We start from the raw sequence: 4,808 nt of genomic DNA, 5'->3' as shown, positions 1-4,808 counted from the left end.
CGCTGGGACTTTATCGAAGTGGATTATGACTGTCATAACAGGATCGAATGGACAATATTCTCCTATTCGGTAACAGGCGCAATTTCCGGCCACACGGATAAACGTCGCCATAGGCGGACCCACCCTTTCCCGGCTGGTATTACAGGTAACGTGTTGGTTACACATGAAAACGAGATGGACGAGGAGCCGGTTCCTGTAGACGATCCGGATAGCGATGAAGAGGAAGAAATTGATGTGGGCTGTATCGAATATGATTTTTATGTCACGCTATTTTATCGAATACTGGCACCGGGCATCCCTGCATCTATCAACACCAACACGCCCGACAGTACTGGCCGTATTGTCGTGTCCTGGGGTGCCCCTGGCGGTAACATTCACGACTATCAACTCGAGGAAAGCAGAAACGGCGGCGCCTATGCCAATGTCTATACAGGCACGTCGCGCACAAAAACACTCACCAACCGCAACCAGGGCAGCACCTACAGATACCGCGTGCGTGCATCGGCGGGATCGCACGGTATCTATAAATACGGCGGCTGGCGGACTTCCAGCTCGGTGAGTGTGCCCACAGCGCCGCCGGCGGTAGGCTCGAGAGTGATTTATATTCATACGGATTTACTGGGCTCTCCGGTGGCAGAGTCCAACGAACAGGGAGAGATTGAGCAATGATGCAGGTAATGTTTCGCAAACAAATGAACCGAACGATGACATCGATATTGAGACCACTGCTGCTGTTGATGGCGAGCCTGTTTGTCGCCGATCTTTATGGCGATGAGGGCGTTTACGAACTGGACTTGAAGAATCGCTTTATCACCCAGGCATCGGCTAACTACGCGCTTTCGCCCCACAGTCCCGATTTGATGGGTGAGAATTTTGACTTGACAACCGGCGCTATCAGGTTTGAGCGGATCGATGGCGACCTGCCCGGCAATTCGGCACTGGAAGTGGCCTATCGCACCTCTTTTGCAATCCAAACGCCCCACTATCGGGGTTGGAAGGAGGAACTGCCGAGAATCGAACTCGACTATCTGACAAGGCCTGGCTTCGACAGTCGGCCAAACGGATGGGCCACCGGCAACTACTGTTCCGGCACTCAAAAGCCGAAATCCATACGGGCCAAATACTTCAATATACTGTTCGATAGGGATGAATACACCACTATCTCCTCAGAATATTATACGCCGGGGCCAAAACTCATTGTGCCCGGAAAAACCGATGGGAAGTTACTCTATAACTCTTCCCCGGCAAACCTTGGTTTAGATCAAGCGGCTTACCGGTTCGTGACCAAGGACAAATGGCGACTGAGTTGCTATACCTCGGGTGCTGCCGAGGGATTCAAGGCCACGTCTCCGGAAGGCATAACCTACTTCTTTGATGTTTATCACCAGCAATCCCTCAACGAAAACGACGTGAGAGCGCTCGATACGGGTTATAGCAAGCGCAGGGCATTGTTGTTGGCTAGCAGGGTGGAAGACCGATTCGGCAACGACGTTAATTACTATTATACGAGTAGCGGCCTACTGCGTTTGATAGTGGCCAATGATGGTCGACGGATCACCATCACCCACAGCGGTGCTGTGAAGACAATGACGAGTAATGGCAGAGTCTGGACGTATACCCGATCCACCGTTAATGACAGAAAAAACCTAGTAGTCGAACGCCCCGACGGCAGGCAATGGCACTATGACCTGTTTCAATCCAAAAGCAGGCGTGATCCAGAGGCGGGCGAGTGCGATGGGACCGAGACGTTTTCGCCGACCATGACGGTCACGCATCCGGACGGAACGGTGGGTACGTTTGATTTCGATCTGATTGAAAATGGACGCGTAAACGTAGAAAGGATTTATATCGTCAGCCCTTACCACGGTACTGCGAGGGCTCCAATCGGCCGTTGTTTCCTGAGTTATAGCCTGGTTCGTAAAACACTGCGCGGGGCAGGATTCAGCAACCAGGTTTGGCACTATGCCTATTCTGAGAAAGACGGATTCTACGGTACCGACACCAGCCCCCACAATTCGTTTATAGATCTACCCCTGCCGGTTCCCGCCAACGTCAACCCCAGAAACTCAAAAACCATAACCATTGCTCAGCCGGATGCCAGTTCTGTCAAATATTATATTAACCGCAATGTGTTGAGTCCGCTCGAGAATAAGATTGAAGCCAAGGAGTACTACGATACAACGGGGGCATTGCTAAAGCAGGTACGCCATTATTATAAAGAGGGCAACAAATTCGGCAATCCGGTATCACGCAACCGATCAAATCGGGACCTCGACGTACAGATACCGAAGCTGACCAAGGTGGAGATTGACCAAGCGGGCGATACTTACACCACCGAGTATCTCAACTTCGACCTCTATGACGTTGCCCAGGAAAAATCGGAGTATAACAGCTACTCGACCGACAGACGCTACAGTCAGTGGGCGTTTTACAACGATTCCACCCACTGGTTGCTCACGCTACCTGGGATCAGCAAAGTGGGTACGAGTCCGTCTGACTTAATCACCTTCCGTGAAGACACTTACCACGCGCCGACCAGTAGTTACAAGTCATTACCCCATGAAGTCAGGATCATGGGCATTTGGCAAACCAGGGCCGGTGAATACCACCCCGATGGCAATCTGCGGAAAATGGTCTACAACGGTACCAGCCGGTATGAAGTATTCGATAATTACAAGCTGGGACGTGCGCAGAAGATCACCCTGCCGTGTGCCACCACGAATGGTTGCAGCACGGCCAATGACAGTACGACCAACACCATCAGGACATTGCTGAGTATCAATGACCACGGTTGGCTGCAAAGCACGACAGATTTTAAGGGCAATGGGGTCAACTATGAATACGATGCTATGGGACGGCTTACAAAGATCGATCCTGTGGAATCATCGGTAGCCGATACCACTATTTCCTATGAAACGGTCGCGACGGCGGGTGATGGTATCAGCGGCAGCGGTGTTGTCCCCGGGATGTTCAAGCAGACCATCCGCCGGGGTAACTACGAAAAGCGCCTGTACCACGACACCTTACTGCGCCCGGTGTTTACCCGTGAAATGGATATCAGTGACGCGGCTACGGCGCGGTATAGCCGAGCAGTTTTTGACCACCTTAACAGGCCAACGTTTACCGCTTTTGCCAGCGAGTCAGTCGCCGCTGCCGCGGGTACCGAAACGGTCTACGACGGTCTGGGTCGCCAGAAAACAGTCACGCGTAATACCGATAATGCCGTGACGGCGTTCAGCTATCTGGCGAATAACCGGGTACAGGTCACCGACCCCAACCTGAATATCACCACCACCCAGTACCTGGCCTATGGCGCCCCGGCGACAGCGAGCGCTCTGAACATCAGTGCGCCGGAGGGGGTGACTACCAATATTCGGTACAATCCATTAAACCAGGTTGTCAGCATTACCCAGGGCGGCATTACCGAACACCGCTACTACGATCACTTACAGCAACTGTGCAAGGTTCACCGTCCCGAAACGGGCAATACTGCCTATGCCTACAATGCGCGCCGGCAGTTGGCCTGGTTTGCAGAGGGTGCCGCCGGCTCGACCACCGGCTGTGATACCGGCAGTGTTGAGGCCGCCAAGAAAGTGGCTTTCACCTACAATAATCTGGGCGAGAGAAGCGCCATTCTCTATCCCGACAGCACCGCCGATGTCAGCTATGGGTATGACGAAAACGGTAACCTGACCCGCTTGACGGCCGGCGATGTCAGTCATGTGTACAGCTATAACAACCAGGATTTGCTCGTAAACGAGGCCTTGCGGATTACTGAAAGCGGATACACCAAAACCCTGGAGCTGGGGTATGGCTATAACAGTCTGCAACACCAGATTTACCAGTCATATCCCAACGGCAAAGTGATTGAATTCAGTGTCAATGCGCTGGGGCAGGCCGAAAGTGCGCAGTCTTATCTTGGCACGGCCATCGATAAACGCTATGCAACAAATGCGCGGTATCACGCCAATGGTCTGTTAAGCGGTTTTACCTTCGGCAACGGTGTCACGCATACGGCCACGCAGACTGTGAACCGGCTGCCCGAGCGCATCCGCGACCAGTTGGGTAGCGGCACCAAGATGATGGATTTGCAGTATGGCTACGATCAGAACCAGAACGTCACCAGCCTGATCAATCACCGCGACAGTGCGTTCAGCCTGAGCAACCTGAGTTATGACGGCCTGGACAGGCTGACGAGCACCACCGGTGGCAGTGGAATAGGGTCCAGTGCGATCAGCTACGACCCCCTGGGCAATATCCAGACCTACAGCAGTAAAGGCGCGAACCTGACCTACACCTACGACACGGCTAAAAACCGCTTAACCGGTGTCTTGGGCACGGGTAGCCAGGCGCGCAGCTATGCCTATTTTAGCTATGATGATCGCGGCAATGTGACCCACAACAGTCATCGTCCTTTCAGTTTTAATCATGCCAACCAACTGGTAGACTCAGGCACGAACACCTACCGCTATGACGGGCATAACCGCCGGGTCAAACAAACGGACAGCCGCGGTATCAGCTACTCGATGTACTCGCAGGCGGGGCGACTGCTGTACCGTGAAACCGGTGTCAATGGCACCACGGGCGAGGGGGATGGCGTCAACTACATCTTCCTGGGGCCGAAGCTGATAGCCAAGGAGGGGGTGTTCCGCGAGACGGGCAGTTCCCTGCAGCATTACAAGCCCTTCGGCGAGACGCTTTCAGCGCCGACAGACGAGATTGGCTATACCGGCCACAAGTTTGATGCTGATCTCGGGTTGAGTTATATGCAGGCCCGATATTATGATCCGGTGATTGGGCGGTTTTAT

General features: G+C 53.3%; 2 protein-coding genes. Both read left to right on the top strand.

Annotation, left to right across the window (positions count from 1 at the left end; all coding sequences use genetic code 11):
* On the top strand, nt 1–669 hold a 669-nt coding region (locus FKG94_RS28410), incomplete at its 5' end, for a hypothetical protein (protein ID WP_218943674.1).
* Nucleotides 666–4,808: RHS repeat domain-containing protein (locus FKG94_RS28405; protein ID WP_142930329.1), on the top strand; the 4,143-nt coding region annotated here is incomplete at its 3' end. The genes FKG94_RS28410 and FKG94_RS28405, both read left to right, overlap by 4 nt.

Origin of the sequence: Exilibacterium tricleocarpae (genome assembly GCF_007004655.1) — a bacterium.
GTDB classification, from domain to species: Bacteria; Pseudomonadota; Gammaproteobacteria; order Pseudomonadales; family Cellvibrionaceae; genus Exilibacterium; species Exilibacterium tricleocarpae.
Note: the sequence above shows the minus strand (reverse complement) of the source record. Positions and strands in the feature narration are given on the sequence as shown.